Annotated in this window: 22 protein-coding genes and 1 pseudogene; 7 read left to right on the forward strand and 16 right to left on the reverse strand. The window is 65.7% G+C overall.

The window, feature by feature from the left end:
* Window positions 1-41 precede the first annotated feature (41 nt).
* From ABDC78_RS22095 to ABDC78_RS22135, 9 genes are all read right to left on the reverse strand, one after another.
* The gene (locus ABDC78_RS22095; RefSeq protein WP_178358339.1) at window positions 42-1,097 is read right to left on the reverse strand and encodes a dihydrodipicolinate reductase; all 1,056 of its coding nucleotides are present in this window, start codon (window positions 1,095-1,097) and stop codon (window positions 42-44) included.
* 43 nt (window positions 1,098-1,140) lie between these two features.
* A complete protein-coding gene (locus tag ABDC78_RS22100; protein WP_178358338.1) occupies window positions 1,141-2,367 on the reverse strand; it encodes a cytochrome P450 in 1,227 nt (408 codons plus the stop codon).
* Complete coding sequence (locus tag ABDC78_RS22105; protein ID WP_178358337.1) at window positions 2,364-2,792, reverse strand: hypothetical protein; 429 nt, start codon at window positions 2,790-2,792, stop codon at window positions 2,364-2,366. The genes ABDC78_RS22100 and ABDC78_RS22105 overlap by 4 nt, the downstream gene beginning before the upstream one ends.
* Before the next feature lie 33 nt (window positions 2,793-2,825).
* A complete protein-coding gene (locus ABDC78_RS22110; RefSeq protein WP_347133530.1) occupies window positions 2,826-3,521 on the reverse strand; it encodes a hypothetical protein in 696 nt (231 codons plus the stop codon).
* 35 nt (window positions 3,522-3,556) lie between these two features.
* Window positions 3,557-3,688, reverse strand: coding sequence for a hypothetical protein (locus ABDC78_RS22115; protein WP_256735999.1), 132 nt, complete (start codon window positions 3,686-3,688; stop codon window positions 3,557-3,559).
* Window positions 3,689-3,702: 14 nt separating this feature from the next.
* The gene (locus ABDC78_RS22120; RefSeq protein ID WP_178358335.1) at window positions 3,703-4,509 is read right to left on the reverse strand and encodes a CbbQ/NirQ/NorQ/GpvN family protein; all 807 of its coding nucleotides are present in this window, start codon (window positions 4,507-4,509) and stop codon (window positions 3,703-3,705) included.
* Entirely contained in the window at window positions 4,506-6,038 is a 1,533-nt protein-coding gene (locus ABDC78_RS22125; protein ID WP_178358334.1) for a MorD protein, read from the reverse strand. Before ABDC78_RS22125 ends, ABDC78_RS22120 begins: the two co-directional genes overlap by 4 nt.
* A gap of 149 nt (window positions 6,039-6,187) precedes the next feature.
* Window positions 6,188-6,790, reverse strand: coding sequence for a TetR/AcrR family transcriptional regulator (locus ABDC78_RS22130; RefSeq protein WP_178358333.1), 603 nt, complete (start codon window positions 6,788-6,790; stop codon window positions 6,188-6,190).
* Window positions 6,791-6,845: 55 nt separating this feature from the next.
* Window positions 6,846-7,577, reverse strand: coding sequence for a hypothetical protein (locus ABDC78_RS22135; RefSeq protein ID WP_178358332.1), 732 nt, complete (start codon window positions 7,575-7,577; stop codon window positions 6,846-6,848).
* Between the two features lie 81 nt (window positions 7,578-7,658).
* On the opposite strand from ABDC78_RS22135, the pseudogene ABDC78_RS22140 reads away from it, so the two are divergent.
* Window positions 7,659-7,787 (forward strand): annotated as a pseudogene (locus tag ABDC78_RS22140) (oxidoreductase); the annotation flags it as partial.
* Between the two features lie 17 nt (window positions 7,788-7,804).
* On the forward strand, window positions 7,805-8,878 hold the full coding sequence (locus ABDC78_RS22145; RefSeq protein WP_178358331.1) for a dihydrodipicolinate reductase: 1,074 nt from the start codon (window positions 7,805-7,807) through the stop codon (window positions 8,876-8,878).
* 12 nt (window positions 8,879-8,890) lie between these two features.
* On the opposite strand, the gene ABDC78_RS22150 is transcribed toward ABDC78_RS22145, so the two are convergent.
* Both ABDC78_RS22150 and ABDC78_RS22155 read right to left on the reverse strand, forming a co-directional pair.
* Window positions 8,891-9,553 carry an SDR family oxidoreductase gene (locus tag ABDC78_RS22150; RefSeq protein ID WP_178358330.1) on the reverse strand — a complete coding sequence of 221 codons (663 nt, stop codon included), beginning with the start codon at window positions 9,551-9,553 and terminating at the stop codon, window positions 8,891-8,893.
* Between the two features lie 11 nt (window positions 9,554-9,564).
* Window positions 9,565-9,996 carry a VOC family protein gene (locus ABDC78_RS22155; protein ID WP_178358329.1) on the reverse strand — a complete coding sequence of 144 codons (432 nt, stop codon included), beginning with the start codon at window positions 9,994-9,996 and terminating at the stop codon, window positions 9,565-9,567.
* An 88-nt stretch (window positions 9,997-10,084) separates the two neighbouring features.
* On the opposite strand from ABDC78_RS22155, the gene ABDC78_RS22160 reads away from it, so the two are divergent.
* Genes ABDC78_RS22160 through ABDC78_RS22170 form a run of 3 tightly spaced genes read left to right on the forward strand, consistent with a single transcriptional unit; the run spans window position 10,085 to window position 14,465 of the window.
* Window positions 10,085-10,924 (forward strand): MBL fold metallo-hydrolase, encoded by an 840-nt coding sequence (locus ABDC78_RS22160; protein ID WP_178358328.1) that lies wholly within the window; start codon window positions 10,085-10,087, stop codon window positions 10,922-10,924.
* Between the two features lie 14 nt (window positions 10,925-10,938).
* Window positions 10,939-12,321: a cytochrome P450 gene (locus ABDC78_RS22165; RefSeq protein ID WP_178358398.1), complete on the forward strand. Its 1,383-nt coding sequence runs from the start codon at window positions 10,939-10,941 to the stop codon at window positions 12,319-12,321.
* Complete coding sequence (locus ABDC78_RS22170) at window positions 12,318-14,465, forward strand: Rv1355c family protein (protein WP_178358327.1); 2,148 nt, start codon at window positions 12,318-12,320, stop codon at window positions 14,463-14,465. The genes ABDC78_RS22165 and ABDC78_RS22170 overlap by 4 nt, the downstream gene beginning before the upstream one ends.
* A 1-nt stretch (window position 14,466) precedes the next feature.
* Here the strand turns inward: ABDC78_RS22170 and ABDC78_RS22175 are convergent, their stop codons facing one another.
* Genes ABDC78_RS22175 through ABDC78_RS22195 form a run of 5 tightly spaced genes read right to left on the reverse strand, consistent with a single transcriptional unit; the run spans window position 14,467 to window position 20,665 of the window.
* The gene (locus tag ABDC78_RS22175; RefSeq protein WP_178358326.1) at window positions 14,467-15,948 is read right to left on the reverse strand and encodes an AMP-binding protein; all 1,482 of its coding nucleotides are present in this window, start codon (window positions 15,946-15,948) and stop codon (window positions 14,467-14,469) included.
* Between the two features lie 57 nt (window positions 15,949-16,005).
* Entirely contained in the window at window positions 16,006-16,782 is a 777-nt protein-coding gene (locus ABDC78_RS22180; protein ID WP_178358325.1) for an SDR family oxidoreductase, read from the reverse strand.
* 1 nt (window position 16,783) lies between these two features.
* Window positions 16,784-18,298 (reverse strand): AMP-binding protein, encoded by a 1,515-nt coding sequence (locus ABDC78_RS22185; RefSeq protein ID WP_178358324.1) that lies wholly within the window; start codon window positions 18,296-18,298, stop codon window positions 16,784-16,786.
* Between the two features lie 19 nt (window positions 18,299-18,317).
* Entirely contained in the window at window positions 18,318-19,085 is a 768-nt protein-coding gene (locus tag ABDC78_RS22190; protein ID WP_178358323.1) for a GntR family transcriptional regulator, read from the reverse strand.
* Window positions 19,082-20,665, reverse strand: a complete 1,584-nt coding sequence (locus ABDC78_RS22195; protein WP_178358322.1) for an SMP-30/gluconolactonase/LRE family protein — start codon at window positions 20,663-20,665, stop codon at window positions 19,082-19,084. The genes ABDC78_RS22190 and ABDC78_RS22195 overlap by 4 nt, the downstream gene beginning before the upstream one ends.
* Before the next feature lie 139 nt (window positions 20,666-20,804).
* Between ABDC78_RS22195 and ABDC78_RS22200 the strand changes: the two genes are divergently transcribed.
* Window positions 20,805-21,656 carry an SDR family oxidoreductase gene (locus ABDC78_RS22200; protein WP_178358321.1) on the forward strand — a complete coding sequence of 284 codons (852 nt, stop codon included), beginning with the start codon at window positions 20,805-20,807 and terminating at the stop codon, window positions 21,654-21,656.
* Window positions 21,656-23,080, forward strand: coding sequence for an aromatic ring-hydroxylating dioxygenase subunit alpha (locus ABDC78_RS22205; RefSeq protein ID WP_178358320.1), 1,425 nt, complete (start codon window positions 21,656-21,658; stop codon window positions 23,078-23,080). The genes ABDC78_RS22200 and ABDC78_RS22205 overlap by 1 nt, the downstream gene beginning before the upstream one ends.

Consider the following 23,080-nt stretch of genomic DNA (forward strand, 5'->3'; position numbering starts at 1 on the left):
ATCCTCGTAGAGGACCCGGGGCACGTTCGCCGGAGGTGCGGTCACGGGCGTACCAGTCCGCGAGGTCGTATCAGGCCGAGATCGAGGTGGGTGTGCCACCCCGGTGGCGCATCGCAGACATCGGGAATGGCGTTGATGGCGCCCATGGCTGTCCAGTCATACCCAGGGTGCTTCATCGAGCCGTCGGGCTGTCTGACGCCTTTGAGGGTCAACTCGGTCGGCGGGTCCCCATCGATCACGATCTCGTACCGGGTCTCACCCCAATCCCATGCCGGCTCCAGCCGATCGGGTCCTGCGGTCACGTAGATCGCGTGGAAGACGATCAGTGGCTGCCCACCGACCCACGCCGTCCATTCGTGACGTTGCGCGGCGACTGTGCCTTCGGGGATGGTTCCCTCGTCGTGTGGGATGTCCTCGGTGGCCACTGCGGCCTCCACCTCCGAGGTCACGCTGTCGATGCTGACGCCGAGGCCGTCGGCGATCATGTACATGGACTGGGCGAAGAACGGGGTGCCGAGACCGAGGATCGTCGGCTCGGTGAGGAACTTGTCCTTGTCCTTGCCGAATCCCATCCAGTCGATGTGATCCAGCGGAGCGTCTTTGAGGACGTCGACGACCTCGTACACCTGAATGGTGTCGATTCTGCTCATCACCCGCGCCAGCGTGAGCGGCAGGAGGTCACCCGCGTATCCGGGGTGGATTCCCCCGCCGTGAAAGGACGTGCCCCCCTCGTCACAGGCATCCCTGATCAACTGCGCCGGCCCCTCGAAGTCCGGCGACGGGTGGAAGAACCCGCTTGTCGTCACCACGTTCTTGCCGGACCGCAGGAGTCGGCAGACGGTGTCGACATCCATGATGATCGGCGTATAGAACACGCAGTCGGCCTCGAGGCCGACCATCGAGTCGACGTCGCTGGTGGCGAGAACACCGATCGGGTCGATACCGGCGATCTCGCCGGCGTCCCTGCCGTTCTTCTCCTCGCTGTGCACCAGCACTCCGACCAGGTCGTAGAGGGGGTTGTCCGCGAAGTGGCGGATACCCACCTGTCCGACGTCGCCGGTCATCCACTGGATCACTCGGTAGGTTTTCTGCGGCACGGGAACACCTCTCAGCTTGTTGCGGGTCGTCCACTGCAGGTCCTCAACGTAATGCCGATGACCGCGGACCTGGAGTGAAATCGACCGGCACCGAGCGGAATCCACGGGTGACGGAGTTGCCGTGGAACTTCGCGTGCGCTCCCGGCGCGAGCGTGAAGTCGGGCATCCGGGACAGCACACGCTCGAGACCGACCTGGAACTCGAGTCGCGCCAGGTTGGACCCGAGACAACGGTGCACCCCTGCGCCGAAGCCGAGGTGTCTGTTCTCCCGGCGGTCGAGGATGCACCGGCCGGCGTCGGGAAACTCCGTCTCGTCGCGGTTGGCGGAGGCATAGTTGACGATCACCGACTCGCCGGGCTGAAAGGTACACCCGCTGAGCTCGACCTCGGCGGCCACGGTGCGGGGGATTCCGTGGATCGATCCGGCGAATCTGATGAATTCCTCCACCGCCCTGGCCAGGAGATCCGGATCTCCGATCAGTCGGTCCCGCTCGGCCGGGTTGGTGGCGAGATAGTGGTAGGCGAAAGACATTGCACTGGCGGTGGTCTCGAGGCCCGCCTGGACAAGCAGCATCGCGTTGGACACGACGTCGGGGAAGGACAGCTTCTCGCCGTCGATCTCGGCGGACAGCAGAACGTCGATCATGTCGTCTTGCGGCGGCTGCTCGGTGCGTGCGGTCACGGCGTCGTGCAGATGCTGATACAGCCCACCCCAGGCGGCCATCCGGGAGTCCTCGCCGGCCCCGTTGAGTGCGGTGTCGGTGAGTTTGATGCACAGCGGGACGTCCTCGATCGGCATGCCGAGCAGATACTTGAAGAACACGATGCCGGGTTGCCGCCAGGCGATCTGGGCGAGGTCACCGGACCCGTTCTCGATGAGCTCATCGATGAGCCGGTCGGTCTCCTCGGCGATCTGCGGGCGCAGTGCCTTCATTCTCGCCGGGGAGAAATACGGGTTGAGGACCTTGCGGAACTTCTGCTGTCTCGGCGGGTCCAAGGTGATGACCAGATCACCGGCGAGCTGCTCGGCCCCTTCGGGGGTCGGATTGCTGGAGAAGTGCTCCCAATCCTGCAGGATCGTGACGCACTCCGCGTAGCGGACCGCCACCCACGCGCCTGCCGGCGTTGCGCTGAGGAACGGGTTGTCGGTGCGGGCGAAGGGCGCCTGCTGCCGCATCAGCGAGTAGACGTCGTACAGGTAGTCGTTGTCGTTGAAATCCGGGTGGCGCAGATCCCAGTTCTGCGCATGCTCCTCAACGGGTTTGGTCATGGACTGGAAGCCCCCTGCTGTTCGGCCGCCTGACGAGCCTCCCGCTCTTCGTGGATACGCACGAGTTCGCGGAAACCGATTCGGTTGTACTCGGGCACCGGCTGGATACCCCATTCGTCCTGCGCAGTGTCCTTCCCCTCGGCCCCCTCCGGTGGTCCCAGCGGCGGATACGGGACCTTGCACTCCAGGGTGTCATCGGAGTAGCGGACCTTGAGAAGTTCGCTACAGACCTCTGTGAGGCTCAACGTCGGATAGCCGTAGTAGACCGCCATGAACGGCAACGTGAAGGCACCCTCGATGACCAGGGCGACCAGGCACACGAGCACCGCGCGTTTGATGTACTTGTGCATCCGCGCGTAGTACGGGGTGGTGCCGGGCGGGAGATCCTCGGCCTTCTCTTCCTCGGTGGTTTCAGATGTGGTCACAGCCGTGCTCCTTAGAGTTCTTGCGGATCATGCTCAGTCGGTGAAGATCTCGCGGTTGACCGTGTGCAGGTAGGGGATCGCCAGGAAGGGGGTGATGTAGAAGATGTCGTAGAGCCACCAGCCGATGACCGGGAACACGACGCCGGCGAATCGGACATCGGCGTACATCGTCATGTTGAACACGTAGACACACCAGATGAGCACGCCCATCCAGCAGGTGATGATCATCCACTGGTGACCCCAGCGCTTCATCTGCAGGAAGCCGATCGCCGCGGCGCACCGCATGGCGAAGACGGTGACGATCATGCCGAACACCATCGACTTCTCGCCCGGTCCGGCGCTGCCCCCGACCCACAATTCGTTGTAATGCCAGAAGTAGCCGGCGTCGAACATGTTGCCCCAGCCGATCATCAGCACCCGATTGATCAGCGTGTGGTTGGCGACGAGGTCGAGAGCCCATCCCAGGCTGTTGAGCATGCCGTCGATCAGCACGAGGTAGCCGATGAGCGTGACGATCATCGGTCGGACCGAGTATCCCGCGCGCAGCGCCTGGCGCTGCAACCACACACCGCGCATGAAGATCGGGAAACCGATGAGACCCGGTGCCCACATACCCATCAGCGCCGCTCCGGCGATCATCCACTTGTCGGCCTGCCGCTGAGCCAGTCGGGACTGCTCGTGGTGTTCTTCGAGGGTGATCGAGCCCTCGAGGGGAACGGAAGCCGGCACCTCGGTACGCGACTTCCGTTTCAGCAGTGGCAAATTCACAGATACCACCAGCCGCGCGCGAACGACATGTAGAGCTGGATGAGGAACATCGTGAGCAGGTATCCGTAGATGACGACCTGCAGGACGATCAGGGCCTTCTTGCGGTTCTTTTCCTTCTGGTCGACCATGCGGGCAATCCCTTCTAGCGGTTCGTATTCGGGCTGTCAGCCTCGGCGAGACTGGCCGCGGCCACCTCGCGTAGGCCCTCGGAGATGGCGCCGTCGCTGGACAGCGGTGCGAGCACGCAGGCTTCAGCGGCTTCCAGTTCTGTTGCGCCTGCAGCGATCAGCTGCGCTGCGGTGACGAGAACGCGGGTGGAGGGCGGCTCGAAGTGGAACGCGGCGTCCGCTGTTCGGATCGCCGTGGCGCACCTGACCAGCCGCTGAGCGGTCGGCAATCCGACGGCCGACTCAGCGACGATCACCTCGGCTTCGCGGTCGGGCGGCAGATAGCGCATCGGCAGCGTGACGAATCGCTGGCGGAACGACGGTTTGAGCTCTTTGAGCGAGCTGCGGTAGGCGGGGTTGTAGGAGCACACCAGCATGAACGTCTCCGGCGCCTGGACTACCTCGCCCGCACGATCGAGGTACAGGGTGCGCCGGTGATCGGTGAGGGAGTGCAGGACGGCCAGGGAGTCGTGGCGGGCCTCGACGACCTCGTCGAGGTAGCAGATCGCGCCCGCCTTGACCGCGCGGGTGAGCGGCCCGTCGGTCCAGGTGACGTCCCCTCCGGTGACCATGAACCGCCCGACCAGGTCGGAGCTGGTCAGGTCGTCATGACAGCTGATGGTGACGACGGGGCGGGCCAGCAGCGTTCCCATGTGCTCGACCAGCCGGGTCTTCCCACACCCGGTGGGTCCGGTGAGCATCACGGGCAGTCGCTGCCGGTAGGCCCGTTCGAACATCTGCACTTCGCTGCCGTTGGCGAGGTAGGTGTCGGTTCTGTTCATGCCGCTACCAGCTCCCTGTGGACGTGGGCGAGAACGCGGGGGAGGTCGTCGACGCGGCGGATCCGCTGGGATCGTCGCGGCCCGAAGACTTCCTGGAGTGGGTCGACTCGGACGGGGCCGATGCCGACGTAGTACATCGAGACCCCGGCGTCGTTCGCCTCCTCCACTGCGTGGGCAGCATCCGCCCATGCATACCGCCCTTCGTACCCTTCGTCGGAGATCAGGCCGTCGCCGATCACGATCAGCAGACGTCGTTCCGACGGTTGGGCGAGAAGGCGACTTGTCATATGGCGAAGTGGCGCACCGAGCCTGGTGTATCCGGCGGTAGACAAACCGAGACTGCCGGGCGGCACGAATCGCCGATCCGGAAAGTCTTTGAGGCAGTTGACCTCGACACGATGGCGGGTGTTCCCGGTGAAGGTGAAGATGCCGTGCCGTTCGCGTGCGGACGTCATCGCGCGGGACAGCGCGTCGGCGCAGGCCAGTTCCAGCTTGAAGACAGTGCCGCCGTGGATCCCCAGTGAGGAGCTGCCGTCGAGCAGCAGCGCTGTGGTGACATCACGGCTGGTGGGCAGCAGCTCCCGAAAGATCCTTGGTTCGAACGCCTCTCCGGTCGTCACGTCGATGTAGTGACCGACGTACTGGTCGACGTCGATGTCGGACCCGTCCTCCAGGCGGCTCTTCATCGCACGGTGGGTGTTCTTCTCGAACCAGTGCCGGACGTCGACGGCGATGGCACCCGGTTGCCCGGTGCTGCCGCTGTGCGCCTGTTCGAGCACGGCGACGTGATCCGGCATGAAACTCTCGGTCCAGGCATTCCATTCCGGATAGGGGATGCCCGGACGGTGGTCCGGGGTGACGTCGAGATCGTTGTCCTGCGGACGACTCGGCGGCGGCAGGTTGGGATTGCGGACACCGCCGTCGCCTCCGGCGGGGACCGAATGCGGTTGCGGTACCCGTTTCTGGTTCGTCGTCCACGGCAGGCGCCCGAACGAGCGGCGCAGCTTGTCGGACAATCCCTGCGGCAGCGTGTACGCCCGTGGCAGGCGCCCCAGCAGGGGATCAACAGCCAACGGCCGCTCAGTGCGGGCCAGTGCCACAGCGCGGTTCAGCATCTCCCGGCCATCCATGTCGGCCGCCGCCGGCACGATCTCGGGAAGCACGCGCCTCATCTCGGTGAGCAACCCCGGCCAGTTCTCGGCAACCCACCCGAGAGCAACGCCGGCTTCGACAACCGCGAGCGCGCTCAGTTCGCGGCCGGACAGCTCATTGAGGCGGTAGTCGGTGAGGCGATCCTTGGAAGGTGAACACTGCAGGGCAACACCGCATGTCAGGGTGCGACGCGTCCAGTCACGCTGTGCCACCGGGTGGGGGACATGGACGACGTCGAGCATCGAACTCAAACCGAAGCCGCGGTGTTGCCCGGTGACAAGGCGGGCGCCGGTGCGGCGCCGGTCACTCAGCGCGACGGCGGTCAGGGCGCAGCTGCGCTCGGTAGCCATCGCGTGTGTGTCGGAGAGTCCGGTCATGTCCTGGGCGAGCCTCAGAAAGTTCCGATGTTGGAGAACATCCAGTACCAGAACCAGATGATGAGTCCGGCGCCACCCCAGGCCGCCACATAACGCAGTATCTCCCAGATCCAGCCGACCATGTCAGACCTCCTCGTAGCAGGGGTACGTCATCGGACCTCCAGTCCTCGTCGGGCAGTGATGATCAGGTTGGCCAGCATTGCGTCGCGGCGTTCGCTGTTCGTCGTGGTGGTCAGCACGCCGTAGATTCCGAGCAGGAAGAACGCGGCACTGTAGAACGCCTCGACTTCGCGGTGGACCTCGCCGTCACCGCGTGCCCGCTCGATCTCGCCGACGAGCAGGACGATCACGGGGTGGTCCGACCATTCGTCCGCGCTCGAGCGGGTCGGCGAGAAGTGCAGCGCCAAAAGCTCTTTGAACAGCAGCGGTCCAAGACGTTGTTCGAGTCCGGCGACCAGGCCCACGAGCTCCGCCAACACTGTGGCCAGGTTGTGCTCCTCGCCGAGAAACCGGGCGAACTCCGCTGCCATCCGTGACTCTTCGCGACCCTCGAGCTCGAGCAGCACATGCTCCTTGCTGGGGAAGTGGAAGAAGAAGGTCCCGTGGGCGACACCTGCGGCCGCCACGATCGTGCCGATATCGGCCCGCGCCATTCCCGACCGCTTGAACTCCGCGATCGCTGCGCCGAGGATGCGTTCGCGCGTCTGCAGCCGACGTTGTTCGCGGACCGAGTGCTTGACCCGAGATGTCATGGTCCGATCTTTGTAGCCGATTGGCTGATAGTAGTCAATGATAGAAGTCAGTGAATTAATCGGAGAAGATCTCGCGGTTGACCGAATGCAGGTAGGGGATCGCCAAGAAGGGGGTGATGTAGAAGATGTCGTAGAGCCACCATCCGACGACGGGGAGCACGACGCCGGCGAATCGGACATCGGCGTACATCGTCATGTTGAACACGTAGAGGCACCAGATGAGCACGCCCATCCAGCAGGTGATGATCATCCACTGGTGGCCCCAGCGCTTCATCTGCAGGAACCCGATTGCGGCGGCGATCCGCATGGTGAAAACGGTCAGGATCATCCCCACCTCCATGGCCTTCTCACCCGGACCGGCGGCGCCTCCCAGCCACAGCTCGTTGTAGTGCCAGAAGTACCCTGCGTCGAACATGTTTCCCCACCCGTTCAACAGCACTCGGGCGAGCAAGGTGTGGTTGGCGACCAGATCGAGGGCCCATCCGACGGTGTTGATCGCGGCGTCGATGATGACGAGATAGCCGATGAGGGTCACCAGCAGAGGGCGCACCGTGAGCCCGTCCCGCTGCGCCTTGCGCATCAGCCACACCCCTCGCAGGAAGAGGGGCAATCCGAAGATGCCGAGCGCTGCGGTGCCGATCAGCAGGCTCCCGGAGATGAGCCACTTGTCGGCCTGGCGTTGTGCTTGTTGCGACGCCTCCAGGTGCTCGTCGAGACCGCTCGCAGAGGTAGTTGGTGCGGTGCGATGGACTTCGCGCCGACCCCGGCCCAGCGTGGGCAATTTCATGGACGCTGACTATAGTCAATCGAAAGCGAGAGTCAATCGGCTACTTCACCCCGAGGTCTCGCAGGTTCTGGACGTTTCCGCGATGTCGAGGACCTCGGACGGCTCTGCGTGTACCTTGCGACGCGGGACTGCTACGCGACGAACGCCGTCTTCCATGTGGACGGTGGAATCGACTCGAACACTTCGCCGCTGCCCATCCTCGACTACTGAGCAGGAACGGACACCAGATGCGCAGAGTGGTTCAGTTCTCCACGGGCAACGTCGGTCGCCACTCCCTGGCGGCGATCATCGGAAGGCCCGACCTCGAGTTGGTGGGCGTGCATGCCGCCAATCCCGACAAGATCGGCCGCGACGCCGCCGACCTGTGCGGGCTCGGTGAACCGACAGGGGTGACGGCCACCGATGATGTCGATGCGTTGATCGCCTTGAAGCCGGATTGTGTTGTCTACACGGCGCTGGGGGAGACACGCCCGATGGAGGCCATCGAGCAGATGTCCACGCTGCTGGCTGCCGGCATCAACGTGGTCGGAACGTCGATGGTGTGGCTGGTGACGCCACGCCAGGCCGACGAATGGCTGCGGCTTCCGCTGCAGGAGGCCTGCGCCGCCGGAAACGCCTCTCTCTACGTCAACGGGATCGACCCCGGGTTCTCCGGTGACACCGCGGTGCACGCCGCGCTGAGCCTGGTGACCCGTGTCCGGTCCGTGACCGTGCAGGAGATCTTCGACTACAGCAACTACGACGACTACGAATACACCGGGACAGCAATGGGTTTCAACAGCAGCCCCGATGACGAACTGGCGCCCGCCTATCAACCGGGCGTCATCACGTCGCTGTTCGGGGGGCTGGTGTCTAACCTCGCACGCCACCTCGACGTGGAACTCGACGAGGTTCGGCAGCGGTTCGAGCCCTGGTACACCCCGGAGCGCATCGAATGCACGATGACGACCGTCGAACCCGGCAACCTGGCGGCGGTGCGGTTCGCCGTCGAAGGAGTACGTGACGGAGTCCCGGTCATCACCGTGGAACACATCAACCGACTTACGTCCGCGGCCGCACCGGAGTGGGAGTTTCCCCCCGACGGCCACCTCGGCATGCACAAGGTGGTGGTGGAAGGTGAACCGCGGGTGGAGGTGAGCACCCACCTGTCTCACCCGGTTCTCGACGTCACCGATGCCGGATGCATCTCCACCGCGGCGAGAGCGGTGAACGCGATCGACTGGGTCTGCGGCGCTCCCGCAGGTCTGGTCTCGGTGGAAGACATCCCGCCGATCGAGATGATTCGCGGCTTGATGTGGTGACCGCTGCAGTGCTCAACCGCGCGAGAACATGGTGACCGCGTCGGCCGCCGGGGTGTCACCGGAGATCAGCTCGAACGTCTGACCGGCGGTGCCGGGAGCGTCGAGCACCTCGAGCAGAACCGCCGCGACATCTTCACGGGGGATGCTGTCACGTCCGGTCTCGGCCGCGATCGTCACCTGTCCGGTCCCCGGATCGTCGGTGAGCAGACCTGGCCGCACAATCGTCGCGTCCAGGTTCCTGCGGCCCCGGATGTCGGCGTCCGCAGCGCTTTTTGCACGCAGGTAGGCGGCAAAAACCGGATCATCGGTGTCATCGAGCTCGGCATCGGCTCCCATCGCCGAGATCATCACATAGCGACGAACGCCGGCGTGCTCGGCGGCATCGGCCAGCAGGATCGCCGCGTCGCGGTCGACCGTCTCCTTGCGCGCCGCACCGCTGCCGGGGCCGGCCCCGGCAGCGAACACCACAGCGTCTGCTCCGCGAAGAGCAGCCGCCACGTCGTCGACGGAGCTGTTCTCCAGATCCATCACAATGGCCTGTGCCCCTGCACTTTCCAGATCTGCGGAGTGCGCGGGATTGCGGATGAAGCCTGCGACGGTGTCCCCACGTTCGGACAGCAATCGTTCGAGGATCAACGCGATCTTCCCGTGCCCTCCGGCGACCACTACATGCATTGTCGTCCCTCCTACGTTGCGAACACCTGTGAATCGTCGGCGAACGCCTTGAACTCGAGAGCATTCCCCGCGGCATCGAGAAGAAACATCGTCCACTGCTCGCCTGTTTCGCCCGCGAAGCGCACGTACGGTTCGATGACAAAATCGACACCGGCGACGCGCAGTCGATCGCTCAGTTCCTGGAACGCGGGGACCGTCAGGATCAGGCCGAAGTGTGGGACCGGCACGTCATGTCCGTCGACCGGGTTGTGCACTGCAGCCGTGCGATCGGGGGCCAGATGGGTGACGAGTTGGTGCCCGTGCAGATTCCAGTCAACCCAGGTCTCATCGCTGCGGCCCTGTTCGAGGCCCAGCAGGTCGCCGTAGAAATGGCGGGCGGCGGCCAGGTCGTCAACCGGTATCGCGAGGTGGAAACGCGGGATCGAAGAGTCGGGAGCACTCATGAGGCCATGCTACGGACCGATCGATGCGCCCAGTGGTTATTGCCCGGCGCCGCACTCACGGAGACCCTCAAGCAGTTAGGCTATCTAGGTGGGGGTTACACGGGTCCACCACCTGAACTGCGCAACGCTACGAGGTGGCTCACTGCAGGGTCTGCCTCTAGTTTGCCATGTCCTGCTCCTGGAGACCTCGTCCGCCGGCCTTGTGCTGGTCGACACCGGTTTGGGCACTGCGGATTACGCGGACCTCACTTCGCGACTTGGGTTCGGATTCTCCAAGATCTATTCGCGGCCCGAGCCTGATCCCTCGCTGGCTGCCGCCGAGCAGATCTCCCAGCGCGGACTCTCGCCGGGCGACGTCCGCCACATCGTGCTCACTCATCTCGATCTGGACCACGTCGGCGGTCTCAGCGATTTCCCCGACGCGCACGTGCATGTGCACACCACCGAGTTGCGGGCGGCACGTCAAGGGACGAACTGGAGAGACCGACTGCGATACCGGCCCGCAATGTGGGCGCACGGTCCCCGGTGGAATGCCTACCACCCGTCCGGTGAAACCTGGCTGGGTTTTGATGCCGTGCGCGGTCTGGAGGGACTCGACGACGACGTCCTGATGCTGCCACTGCACGGCCACTCCCACGGTCACGTCGGGATAGCCGTCCGTTCGCCCGCAGGCTGGCTGCTCGCCGCCGGCGACGCGTACTTCGACCAGCGCGAGGTCAAACTGCCCCAACGGGTTTGCGCCAGGTCCGCAGCGGTGTTCCAAGCGGTCGTCGGCGCCGAGGACAAGGCACGCCGTCACAACCAGGACCGACTACGAGCGTTGCACGCCGACCATCCCGAGGTGACGATCTTCTGCGCCCACGACCCCACCGAGTACGTCGAAATCGTTCGGGGACAGGGAGAATCACCCCGAGGTCTTCCCGCGTGACCACGATCCCTTCGATGCCCGCCGACGGCGACACCGCTGATCTCCCCTTGGCTCCGCTCAACCCGCTGCCGTACTTCCAACGATTGCGGGCTGTGCGGAACTATCACAGCGGGCCGGAGACGCTGCGGGACGCAGGCGGCCCGGTGACACGCTGGAACATCGGGCCGCGATGGCTGACGCCGACGATGGTGCTGGCGACGTCGCCGGGCGCCATCCGCGACGTGCTCACCCCCAGGGACGGGTCGGTCGACAAGACGACCCCGGTGTTCAACGAAGTGCGCCGGGTCCTCGGGGCCAACCTCGCGAACCTGCCGCACGAGGCATGGGCCCCGCGTCGTCGGACCATCCAACCGGTGTTCACCAAGCAGCACGTTCGCGAGTTCGGTGATCACATGGCCGGGGCCGCGGAGTCGGTGGGCGCGCTGTGGGCCGACGGAGCAGAGATCGATCTCGATGCGGAATCCCGGCTACTCAGTCTGCGGGCGTTGGGACGTTCGGTGCTCGGCATCAACCTCGACGAACGGCCCGACGTCGTCGAGGCGTTGCACATCGCCATCCGGTATGCCATGCACCGCGCGCTGATTCCTCTCCGCGCGCCACGCTGGCTGCCGACACCGATGCGCAGACGCGCCCGGGAGGCCAGCGCTCACGTCCACCGCTTCGCACACCGCATTCTGCAGGCTTGCCGCGAGGATCCCACCGTGGAGGCGCCACTGGTCCGGGCGCTCATGGACGCGCGAGACCCCGAGACGGGCCGAGCGCTGTCCGACGACGAGATAGCCGACGAACTGATCATCTTCATCTTCGCCGGCCACGACACCACCGCGACCACCCTGACGTACGCCCTGTGGGCGCTCGGACACCACCCCGACATCCAGAATCGGGTAGCTGCAGAGGTTTCCGCGCTGCCCGGCCGTGAGCTGACGTCCGACGATGTCCCTCGCCTGGGTTATACCGTTCAGGTGATTCGCGAGTCGCTCCGGCTGTGTCCTCCCGGACCCACCGGAACCCGTATGGCAACACGTGACATGCAGGTGGGCGGGTACCGCATTGCCGCCGGGACCATGCTGGTCGTCGGCCGGATGGCCGTGCAACGCGACCCGGCGCTGTGGACCGACCCGATGTCGTTCGACCCGGACCGGTTCAGCCCCGAGCGGTTCAAGAAACTCGACCGGTGGCAGTACATCCCGTTCGGCGGCGGGACGCGTTCATGTATCGGAGACCATTTCGCGATGCTCGAGAACACCCTGGCCCTGGCGACGATTGTGCGTCGTACCGAGTTCACCTCACTGTCAACAGATTTCCCACTGAAGCTGCATTTTACGATGGTGCCGGGCGGACCGGTGATGGCTCGGACCCGGCGCCGCCGTCCTGGTGGCCGAGTGGCGACGGCATGAACATCGACGAGGGCAGCGCTGTCTACCGTGCCTCGATTCTGGATTCCGACGATCCTGCTGACCGGCAGGTCCTCGACGGGCTGACAGACGACGAACGAATCGAGTTCGTGGATCGGCGTACCGAACAGATCCGGTCACTGACCGAGTTGCATCCAGCGGTCAGAGGCGATCTCGCCGACCAGCCGACCCGATGGGCCTACTATCCGTGGCGGCGCGTGGTGGTCGGCATCCTCGGCCAGAACGCCTTTCGCACACTACGTCTGGACCGCAACCGGAACCTGATCACAGTCGAAGAACAAGCCCGACTCGCTGAGCTGACGATCGGTGTTGTCGGGTTGAGCGTGGGCCACATCATCGCGCATACGCTGGCAGCAGAAGGTCTGTGTGGACGTTTGCGGCTGGCCGACTTCGATGACCTCGAACTCTCCAACCTCAACCGCGTCCCCGCCACCGTGTTCGACCTCGGCCTCAACAAGGCCATCGTGGCGGCCCGCCGGATCGCCGAACTCGACCCGTATCTCGACGTCGAGGTGTTCCCGACGGGGGTCACCGCCGATTCGCTCGACGAGTTCGCCGACGGTCTCGACATCGTGGTGGAGGAATGTGATTCGCTCGAGGTCAAGGCGATGGTGCGAGAAGCCGCCCGGGAGCGTCGGATTCCGGTGCTGATGGCAACGAGCGACCGTGGGCTGATCGATGTCGAACGGTATGACCAGGATCCGCGGCGGCCGATACTTCACGGCCTGCTGGGCGATGTCGATTCGACACAGCTTGCCGGTCTGAGCAGCCGAGAGCGCATTCCCTACACGTTGCGCCACGCCGATCCCACCCGTTCGTCACCACGGATGACCGCGTCGATGGTCGAGGTTGGTCGCACGCTGTCCTCCTGGCCCCAGTTGGTCGGTGAGGTCACCATGGGCGCGGCCGTCATCGCAGAGGCCGTCCGCAGAATCGGACTGGGAGAACCGCTTTCGTCCGGCCAGGCGAGGGTGGATGTGGCCGACGCGCTCGACCACCTGACCGAACCCTCGGTGGTCGCCGAGAGCCCCGAGGCGGCTCCGCCCACCGCTGCTGCCGTCGCTACCGACACGCCGTCCTCGGTGCCTCACACCGTTGCCGCCGCAGCGGTTCTCGCTCCCTCCGGCGGCAACGCGCAGCCATGGCACATCGAGGTGGGTTCCGACGCCGTCGTCATCCGGCTTGCACCGGAGCGCACCTCGATGATGGATGTGGCGCATCGGGGAAGTGCGGTGGCCGTGGGGGCCGCAGCATTCAACGCCAAAGTCGCCGCCGCCGCCCATGACATGCTCGGGAAAGTCGAACTGAGCGAGGGCGACCCGGACACTCCGTTGCAGGCTGTCGTGCGATTGAGTGCCGGGACGAGCCCTCGGCTCGCACACCTCTACCAGCCCATGCTCAACAGGGAGACCAGCAGGCACCGCGGTGATCCCGAACCGCTGGCCGACGAGACGGTCGATCTCCTCCATCGGGCCGCTGACAGCGAGGGGGGGCGGCTGACGCTGATCACCGAGCGAAGCGATATCAGCCAGGCCGCAGCCATCTTTGCCGCCGCTGACCGAATCCGGTACCTCACTCCGGCGCTGCACCACGAGATGTTCACCGAGCTCAGGTTCGCCGGTGACGAGCGGCCGGACTCCGGGATCGACGTCCGCAGCCTGGAACTGGACGACAGCGACCGGGCAGTGCTGGAGGTGCTGCGCCGTCCCGATGTGATGGCCGAGCTGGCGCGTTGGGATGCCGGATCGGCATTGGGACAAGATGTCTCAGCTCGGGTGGAAGCGGCCTCCGCGTTGGCGGTCGTGTCGGTCCAGGGCGGCACGCTCACCGATTTTGCACACGGCGGCGCAGCGGTCGAAGCGATGTGGATACAGGCGCAGCAGAGCGGGCTGGCGGTGCACCCCCTGTCGCCGGTCTTCCTGCACGCGATCACGCCCGAAGAACTGACCGGGATGTCGCCCAGCTACAGCGCGGAATTGCAGCGTCTGCAGTCGCGGTTCCGCCGGCTGGCCCGCACTCCGTCGGGAGAAGAGCTGGTCCTGGTGCTCAAACTGGCTCGCGCACCGCGGTCTTCGGTGCGAAGCCGTCGTCTCGAGTTACCCCGGGAACCCGGTGGACCGAGCTGACTCAGACCAGCCGCGCTCGTAGCTCACGCTTGAGTACTTTGCCGTAGCTGTTCTTCGGCAGTTCGTCGACGAACTCGTACCGCTTCGGGCGCTTGAACCGCGCGATGCGTTGCAGCAGGTGCGCGTCCAGCTCTCCCGGGGAAACCGCCCCGACGACAAACGCCACCACGACCTCACCCCACTCCTCGTCGGGAGCGCCGACGACGCCGGCCTCCACGACACCGGGGTGCTCGAGCAGGATCTCCTCGACCTCGCGCGGATAGATGTTGCTGCCGCCACTGATCACCACGTCTTTGGAGCGGTCACGCAGTGTCAGGAATCCGGTGGCGTCGAACGACCCCATGTCCCCGGTGTGCAGCCAGCCGTCCTGCAGTGTCGCCGCGGTCGCCTCCGGATTCCTCCAGTAGCCCGACATCACCACGTCACCGCGGCAGACGATCTCGCCGATCTCGTCGACCCCGGCCGGCAGACCGGCAGGGCCCAGCACGGCGACGTCGACACCGGAGCGGGCGTAACCGACCGAGCCCAGCCTCGCGTGGTCGGCCCATCCGTCACCAGCGACGTGGTCGGCACGGCGCAGACCGGTGATCGTCATCGGCGCCTCCCCCTGCCCGTAGAGCTGAACGAAGATCGGCCCGAACGCGGCCATCGCCTTCCGCAGGCTGTCGACGTACATCGGTCCGCCGCCATAGACGACGGTCGTCAGATTCGCCGGACGCGGTCGGCCGGTGTGCACCAACCGGGCCACCATCGTCGGCGCCAGGAACGCACTGCAGCCCGGATGGACTTCGCACAGGTCGAGGAACTCCGCCGGGTCGAAGGCGCCCGACGCCGGCACCACCTGCCGGGCGCCGCGCAGCACGTACGGCGGCACGTACAGTCCCGAGCCGTGTGACATCGGGGCGCCGTGGATCAGACTGCAATTCGCATCGGGGGAGTCGAAGTCGGCGAGGTGCGCAACCGTCATCGCCATCAGGTTGCGGTGCGACAGCATCGCCCCCTTGGAGCGCCCCGTGGTGCCGCTGGTGTAGAAGAGCCACGCCAGACTCTCCGGGTCGGTGTTCCTGGGTGGTTCCAAGACCTCGGCAGTGCAGCGGCTCTGGTACTCGGAGTCACCGATGGTCTCGATCGGGACGTGGGTTTCCGCAGCCAGCAGTGCGCCGATCTTCGGTGACGCGAACACCCGGGCGACACCGGCGTCGTCGAGGATCTGCTCCATCTCGCGGGGATGAAGTTTGTAGTTGACCGGGACGAAGACACATTCGGCCGCCCAGATCGCATACATCAGTTCGACGATCTCCGGCCGGTTCTCGCTGGCCACCGCGATCCGAGCCCCCTGTCCGAGGTCCCGAAAGGACGTCGCCAGCCGCAGCGCCCGGTCCCGCAACGACGACCAGGTGTGTACACGGCGCTCGCCGTGGTAGACCGCGCCGCGGTCGCCGTGCCGTGCCGCGGTCTGCTCGAGAAGGCCGAACAGGTTCAACGCGGTCTCCTCTTCGCGCGAGCGCTCATCGACACGGTCTCCTCTTCGCGCGAGCGCTCATCGACGCCCAACCCACTCGGCGTTGAGCGCAAAATCGGACAGGTACTTCGTCGAACTCCAGCCACCGTCGACCACGATCGTCTGGCCGTTGATGAAGCTGCCGCCCTCGGAACAGAGGAACGCCACGGTGGACGCGATGTCCTCGACGCGACCGAGTCGTTCATGGGGGGTCATCTCGGTATTGATCTTGCGGAACCGCTCATCTTCGAGTCGGGTGGCGACCATCGGCGTCAGGGTCACACCGGGAGCGACTGCGTTGCAGCGGATTCCCTGTGCGCCGTACTGACAGGCGATATGCGTGGTCAGGGACGTCAGACCACCCTTGGCGGCAGAGTACGCCCCGCCGCGCAGTCCGCCGACGACAGCGAACGTCGATGTCACATTGATGATCGCCGATCCGGGCTGCATGTGGCCGATCACATCTCGGGCGAGCCGGAACGGCGCCCGCAGCATCAGATCGAGGAAGTAGTCCAGCGAGTCGTCATCGGTCTCGTGCAGCGGTTTGGGGCTACCCACCCCGGCGTTGTTCACCAGGAAGTCGATCCGCCCCCACCGGTCCAGCGCTGCGGCGACGATCCGCTGCGGTGCGTCGTCGGCGGTGAGGTCGACCGCCAGGGTGGCGATCCGGTCCGGGTCACCGACTGCTGTCTCGAGGTCGGCGAGCCGGTCGGGGTCGCGACCGGTGCCCAGCACCGCCATACCCTTCTCGGCAAGCATTGTGGCGCAGCCGAACCCGATGCCGCTGCTGGCCCCTGTGACGATTGCCACCTGCATGTCACGACCTGTCTTTCTGTAGTCCGGTGAGCAAAGCCTTGATCTGGTGCTTGAGGACCTTGCCCGCGTCGTTCTTGGGGAGCGCGTCGACGAGCACCACCTGCTCGGGCGCCTTGAACTTGGCCACGCCGCGATCGGTGAGGAACTCCTGTAGCGCCACCGTGTCGGGCAGGGAGTCTGCGGCGGGGACGATGGCCGCGCAGGCCCGCTCACCGGTCCGCGGATCGGGGATCCCGACGATCGCGATCTCGGCGATCTGAGGATGGGTGACGAGGATGTCCTCGACCTCCTTGGGGGAGATGTTCTCGCCGTTGCGGATGATGATGTCCTTGGCGCGACCCGTCACCACCAGGTAGCCGTCGTCGGTCCACCGACCCAGATCTCCGGTGCGGAAATACCCTGCTTCGTCGAAGGATTGGTGATTGTCCTCGGTGTGCAGGTAGCCGGTGAGCATCTGTGGGCCGCGGGCACGGATCTCGCCGTCGACGAGGATGATGTCGGCGGAGCCCGGGCGCCCGTCGGTGTCGGCGCCGCGGTCGACGTCGCCGAGCGATCCGACGGTGCTCACCGGCACTTCGGTCGAGCCGTAGACTCGGGTCACGAGGGCACGGTCGAAGTAGCCCGCCGCGCGCCGGATCAGCGACGGCGGGACGGAGGCGCCGCCACAGATGAACACCTTCAGATCAGGAAGCCGCGTGCCGGCACGTTCGGCCGCCGCGAGGAGTCCGGTCAGAAAGGGTGTGGCACCGGCCATGTGCGTGCAGCGGTGCTCGAGCATGTGCGCCACCGCGGCGTCGGGGTCCCAGCGCTGCATGAGAACGGCCTCGGTGCCGAGCAGCAGCGGGCACTCGAACGCGTAGATGGATCCGCCGATGTGGGCGATCGGGGACGGTACCAGGAAGGTGTCGCCCGCATCGATTCGCCAGTGGGTGCCCAGCTGGGTGATCAGCGCATGCAGGGAATCATGGCTGTGCAGAACGCCTTTGGGCCTGCCGGTGGTTCCGGAGGTGTACAGGATCATCCGGGTGGCGGCGCAATCCAGGGGCGGCAGCGTGCCCGCGGCCGTCCCGGTGAACAGGTCGCCGAAGTCGGTGTGCCCACCTGGGTCGCCACGCACCACGATGACCTCGGGGGAGGCAGGCAGCCCGGGCAGCACCCGATCCAGCATCGCGGCGTAGTCATATCCGCCGAATGTATGCGGGATGAACACCGCGCGAGTGTCGGCGTCGGCGAGGATGAACGCGAGCTCGTGATCGCGCAGCGATGGCAGGATCGGGTTGACCACCATGCCTGCCAGCGTGGCTCCGAGGTAGATGACCGCGGCCTCGCGCCAGTTGGGCAGCATGAACGACACCACGCTGCCCGCAGGTGTCCGGCTGGTCAGCGCATGGGCCAATGTTGTTGCCTGGTACAGCAGTTCGGCACACGCCAGCGTGCCGACGTCGTCTCGCACGAGGATTCGGTCGGGCGTCTCGCGCGCCGCGTCGCGAAGAGCGTCGGCCAGCGTGATGCTCACTGTGCGTCCCGACTGTGGCTCATTGTGCGTCCCGACTCAGGCCTGATTGTGCGTCCCGCACTCGGCGCATCGTCATCGCGTGCCGGAACCTCGACGACGGATGGGTGTTGACGGTCACCTGCGCGATCTCACCGTCGGAGGTCGTGTAGGTACGCTGCATCTGCAACGCCGCCGTGCCGGCTTCGATCTGCAGGCGCTCCGCCAGTTCCGCCGTGAGGAGCACCGCGGAGATCTCCTGGTGTACCTCGACGACGCTGACCCCGAAGAGGTCTTCGATCAGCGGGAAGATCGGACCGGTATGGCGATGGAGCAACCGGCCGACGGAGGCGAAGCTGCGGTTGATGTAGTACTCCGTCCGGCAGGTCGGCGCGGTGTCGTCGTCCACCCGCCGATACCCGCTCACTGAAAGCCATTCGGTGCCCTGGTCCAGCCCGGTGCGTTCGGCGAGTGTGGCGTCGACGGTGACCATGGTGTTGGTCTCGATCGCGAAGCGCGCGCCCTGCGCGAAAGCCAGCAGGTCATCGATCGAGACGACGTCCTGCTCATAGGAGTTCGTGTTCGGCCTGGGGACCACCAGCGTGCCCGCTCGCGGCTTGGACGCGACGAGGTTGTCGTCCCGCAGTCGGCGCAGTGCCTCGCGAACGGTGTAGCGGCTCACCGCGAACCGCTCACACAACTCGTGTTCGGTCGGCAACTGGGAGCCCACCGGGTAGACGCCGTCGACGATCTCCTTGCGGAGCGCGCGCGCCACCTGCAGATAACGATGGTCGCCGGCCGTGGTGGTCATGCTCGGTGCACCGCCAACACGCTCCCGTCGCCGTCGGCCGAGAGGTACAGGGTTCCGTCCGGTCCACTGGTGATCCCGGCGAAAGGCCCCTGGGGTCCGGAGAACGGCGGCATGCCCCTCAGCGGTTTGGGTTCGACGCCGGGCGGCGCCCCCACAGGTAGGCCGGTGGCGATGACACTGCGCGCCTTGGTGTTCAGATCGAACTCGACCAGCTCTTTGGCTGCCGCGTCGACGATGTAGAGCCGTCCGTCATGCACGTGGATGCCCTGGGGGCGCGACAGACCCTCCACCACGGTGTCGACTCCGCCCCTGGCGAGTCGGACCACCCGGCCCGCACCGGACTCGGCGACCAGCGGCGCTCCGTCGGAGTCGAACGCAACCCCCACCGGGTCCAGGAGATCGGACATCAGGGTCTCGACGGTGCCGGAGCGCAGACTGTGGACCCGACCGGTCCCCAGTTCGGCGAACACGATGACTCCGTCGCGATCCACGGCGACGCCGTAGAGCTGGTCGAAGTCGGTTGCCAGGTAGTCGGTCTCACCCGAGGAAGGTCGATATCGGGCGACCTGTCCGCCGGAGGTGGTGACGACGAACTCACCCGATCCGACCGTGGCGAGTCCGCGCAGGAACCCGGGGTAACCCGGCGAGAACAGCATGCCGACGGTCTGCAGCGCGCCTTCGGGGGTGACCGCATAGAAGTAGGTGCCGTCGGCCACGTAGAGGTTGCCATCGTCGGCCACAGTGAGGTCGAGGGGCCAGTTCAGGCCGCCGGCGAGCACGGTGCTGCTCTGTTGTCCGGGCAGTATCTCGGTGATCTCGCCGGTGAAGTTGGAAGCGAACAATCGGTCACCGACGAACGTCAGGTTGTCCAGGCCCGGATTGAGCTGTGCCAGAACGGTTTTCTCGCCGTTACGCGGATCGATGCGCAACACCTGCCCGCTGGCCACCTGGGTCGACACCAGGAAGCCCTCGGAGTCGAACTTGACGGCGTCGGGCACCCCGAGGTCACCGGCGACGCGCTGCGGCTCGCCCCCCTCCGGATCCACGCGCCAGATCTCATTGGCGGTCATCAGTGGGTAGTACAGCAGTCCGTCGGGGCCCACCTCCATCGCGTTGGGTGAGGGCAGGTTCTCGAGCAGGATCCGCGGTGCGCCACCGTCGAGAGGCAGTTCCATCAACCGGCCGCCGTCGCGGCATTCTCCGACGAACAGTCGGCCCTGGTGCACGGTGATGCCGTTTGCGCACGGGAGGTCGTCGCGCAGCACGCGGGTGTGCCCGGAGCTGTCCCGCGCGCTGACTCTGCCGTCCATCACCTCGGTCGCATAGAGCGTGCCGTCGGCGCCGAAGGCGACGTCGTCGGGCGCGACGATGTCCCCGCCCTTGGCGCTCACGGTGTCCAGTTCGCCGGTCGCCAGGTCCAGAGCGCTGATCTGGCTGCCGGTCACCTGCGCCACATAGATCCGTCCGTCGGGACCGGTCCGTAGGCCGTTGGCGCCGAACAGGCGGCTGGGTGCGGTCACCCGCCGCACGTGCCATCCCTGGGCGGCGGTCGGGTTCTGCGCGGTGTAGCGGGCCTTCATGCGTTCGGACGTTAGCAAGCCGCTCTAGTCCAGACAATAGCGACCGGCGGGCACACAATCGGCCCTTGACGATGGGATAAGTCCTGCGGAATAGTGTTCTTCAATATGCAGAGCAGTGTTATTTGTCCGGACAAATGATATGACCACCGGTATTTCAGTGAGCTTGGAGGGGCGCATCGTCGTCGTCTCCGGCGCTGGTGGTGGCGGGATCGGAACCACGGTGACCCGGCTGGCCGCGGAGGCCGGCGCCACCGTGGTGGCGGTCAGTCGTTCCACGGACAACCTCGACGAACACGTCGCGCCGCTGGCCGATCAGGGCCTGTCCGTGGTGCCCGTCGCAGCCGATGCGGCCACCGACGACGGCATCGCCACCGTGCTCGACCATGTTCGACGCACCGACGGTGACCTCTACGGGCTGGTGAACATCGCGGGCGGTGCCGCACCGGCGACGTGGATGCCGTCGACCCGGGTGACCCGGGACGACTGGCGCGCACTGTTCGCGGCGAATCTGGAGACGGCCTTCTTCATGAGCCAGGCGATCAGCCGGGAATTGCTCGCCCGGAGCCTGAGGGGGTCGATCGTCTCGGTGTCCTCGATCAGCGGGATGAACACTGCGCCGTTCCACATCGCGTACGGCACGGCCAAGGCCGCGGTGGTGGCGATGACACGGACCATGGCGGTGGAGCTGGCGCAACACGGCATCCGGGTGAACGCCGTTGCGCCGGGGGTCACCGAAACGGCTGCGTCGGCGACCTACGTCGACGACGATCCCGAGCGCGACCGCACCGCGATCGCGATGGGCCGCCGCGGCACCCCCGAGGAGCAGGCCGGTGCCATCCTGTTCCTGCTGTCCGATCTGTCCGGCTACATCACCGGCCAGACGTTGCTGGTCGACGGTGGTCTGAATCTGAAATGGACCCATCTCGGCACCGACAACACCTCGCTGTTTCTCAAGGACCAATCCTTCCGCGAAGCCATTAGGAGGATCTAGTGACCCACACCGAAACCGACCTCGACGCCGCGATCGAGGTCGAAGCCGAACCGGACGACTCGACCGGAGAGATCGCCGAGGACTTCTCCGACTCGATGACCATCCCGGTGGACGCCTACATCTCCGAGGATTACGCGCGCGCCGAGCGGGACCGGCTGTGGCGAAAGGTGTGGCAGCAGGTCGGCCGGGTCGAGGAGATCCCCGAGGTCGGCAGCTACCTGACCTACGACATCCTCGACGACTCGATCATCATCGTCCGGACCGAAACCGGGAACTCGTCCTCGGCCTTCACTGCCCACCACAACGTCTGCATGCACCGCGGCCGGAAACTCGTCGACACCCCCGACGGTGCGAAGAACGCCGTCGGCCGCGCCCGCAAATCGTTCGTCTGCGGATTCCACGGCTGGACATACGGTTTGGACGGTGCGTGCACCCACATTCGGGAGCAGGACGACTGGAAGGGGACGCTGACCCCGAAGAACACCCATCTGGCCCCGGTGCAGGTCGACACCTGGGGAGGGTGGCTCTTCGTCAACATGGATCCCGACTGTGAACCGCTGGCGGACTACCTGATGCCGGCCGCGAAGATCCTGGATCCGTTCGGCCTGGAGAACATGCGCTTCAAGTGGCGCAAATGGCTGTACTTCGACTGCAACTGGAAAGTGGCGATGGAGGCCTTCAACGAGACCTACCATGTCTTCACCACGCACCCGGAGTTCAACAAGTTCGGTGAGTTCAAGGGCTGGGCCAAGGCGCAGGGCCGGCACAGCAACATCGGCTATGACGCACCCAAGGGTATGGACGAGACCAAGTCCAAAATCCGTCTGGGAACCGGGGATCCGCGCATTTCCACCGCCGAGATGCAGATCTACACGATGGAAGAGACCAACGCGACCACCACGAACACGCTCGTCAACGCCGCCAAGCGACTCGTCGACGAACTGCCGGAGGGCACCCCCGCCGATCAGGTGCTACAGCATTGGCTGACGTCGGCACGCAACGACGACGCCGCACGTGGGGTGATCTGGCCGACGATCCCGCCCGATATTCTGGGGCAGAGTGGCACGGCGTGGCAGATCTTCCCGAACTTCCAGGTGGGCCAGGGGCTGACGAGCGCGCTGTGTTACAGCGCCCGGCCAGACCCGAGCTACAACCCCGACAAGTGCATCTTCGAGGTCGCGGTCTTCGAGCTGTATCCGAAAGGTGAAGAGCCGGCCACGGAATGGCAGTACACCCCGAAGGACTCCCCGAACTGGCTCTCGGTGCTGCCCCAGGACTTCTCGAACATGGCTGCGGTGCAACAGGGGATGAAGTCCGCGGGTTTCCCGGGCACCCTGCCCAACCCCTACCGCGAACGAAGCACGGTCAACCTGCACTACCAGTTGTCGCAGTACATGGGAGTCGGCGAACCCCGCAAGCGTTAG

The sequence above is a fragment of the Mycobacterium sp. DL genome, assembly GCF_039729195.1.
In the GTDB taxonomy this organism is placed as follows: domain Bacteria; phylum Actinomycetota; class Actinomycetes; order Mycobacteriales; family Mycobacteriaceae; genus Mycobacterium; species Mycobacterium hippocampi_A.